1 protein-coding gene is annotated in these 1,269 nt (G+C 56.3%); it reads right to left on the bottom strand.

Annotated elements, in window-relative coordinates:
* Window positions 1-68: 68 nt before the first annotated feature.
* Window positions 69-1,201, bottom strand: a protein-coding gene (locus MLD24_RS21465) for an IS3 family transposase (RefSeq protein WP_248169376.1) whose coding sequence is annotated in 2 segments (ribosomal slippage) — window positions 69-931 and window positions 931-1,201 — 1,134 coding nt in all. Because the reading frame shifts where the segments join, the coding sequence is not laid out codon by codon here.
* Window positions 1,202-1,269 lie beyond the last annotated feature (68 nt).

Here is a 1,269-nt window from a genome sequence, read left to right as displayed (position 1 = left end):
TGAGGTGGACCCAATCAGTTGGACAACCTGATGGTGTCCCTAAGCTATGATTCGGTTGTTTCCCTGGCTCAGGCTGCCAGAGAGATGGGTTGCCCGTAGTACACCTCATCGGGCGTTTGGTATTCAAGGGTTTGGTGGTACCGGGTCTGATTGTAATGCCGGAAGTACCGGTGGAGCGCCTGTTTCAAGTGGTGTCCATCCTCGAAGGCTGTGAGGTAGACGCACTCGTGTTTGACGCTGCGCCAGAGCCGTTCCACGAAGATGTTGTCATGGTAGCAGCCCTTGCCGTCCATGCTGATCCGGATGTCATGATCTTTGAGAACGCCTGTGAAGGCTTCACTGGTGAACTGGGCACCCTGATCGGTGTTGAAGATCTCCGGCGTTCCATGGCGCTGTAGGGCCTCCTCCAGAGCATCGATGCAGAAGTCTGTGTCCATGGTGTTAGAGACCCGCCAGGACAGCACCTTGCGGCTGTACCAGTCGATGACGGCGACCAGGTACATGAAGCCCCGGGCCAGCGGAACGTAGCTGATGTCAGTCGCCCACACCTGGTTGGGGCGGTCGATCTTAAGCCCTTTGAGCAGGTATGGATAAACCTTGTGCCCATCACCCGGAATGCTGGTCCTGGGCCTTGGATACACCGCCTGGATGCCCATGGTGCGCATCAGCCGCTGCACCCGCTTGCGGTTTATCCGGTGGCCCTGGCGTTCCAGGTGGACTCGCATCTTACGAGAGCCATAGTACGGCGTTTCCAGATGCTGCTGGTCAATCAGGTACATCAGATCCAGATCCTCCTGACATTGCTCACGAGGGACGTAGTACACCGATGAGCGGCTCAGCTTGAGCAACTCACACTGGCGCACAATGCTGACTTGGGGATGACCACGCTCGATCATCGCCAACCGGCGTTGACGGCTTACTGATCGAGCTTGCGCGACAAAAAATCGCGTTCCACTGTCAGTCGGCCGATCTCGCGATAAAGCTCGTCAGAACTGGGCTCGCTGGACTGTTTGCCGGTCTTCTTCTTACCTTCGAAGAGGTCCGGGGCATTCTCCAGCAGCTCGCGTTTCCAGTTGCTGACCATGGTCGGGTGAATCTCGAACCGGGCAGCGATTTCAGATGTGGTCTGGTCACCCTTGAGCGCGGCCAGAGCGACTTTGGACTTGAATGATGCGCTGTATTGCTTGCGTTTCTTGCTCATGATTCTCCTCCTTGTGGAGATGATGAATCAGAGCTTAGGCACCTGTCCAAAATTTGGGGTCCACTTCA

It is taken from the genome of Marinobacter xestospongiae (genome assembly GCF_023156385.1).
Classification (GTDB): Bacteria; Pseudomonadota; Gammaproteobacteria; order Pseudomonadales; family Oleiphilaceae; genus Marinobacter; species Marinobacter xestospongiae.
Note: the sequence above shows the minus strand (reverse complement) of the source record. Positions and strands in the feature narration are given on the sequence as shown.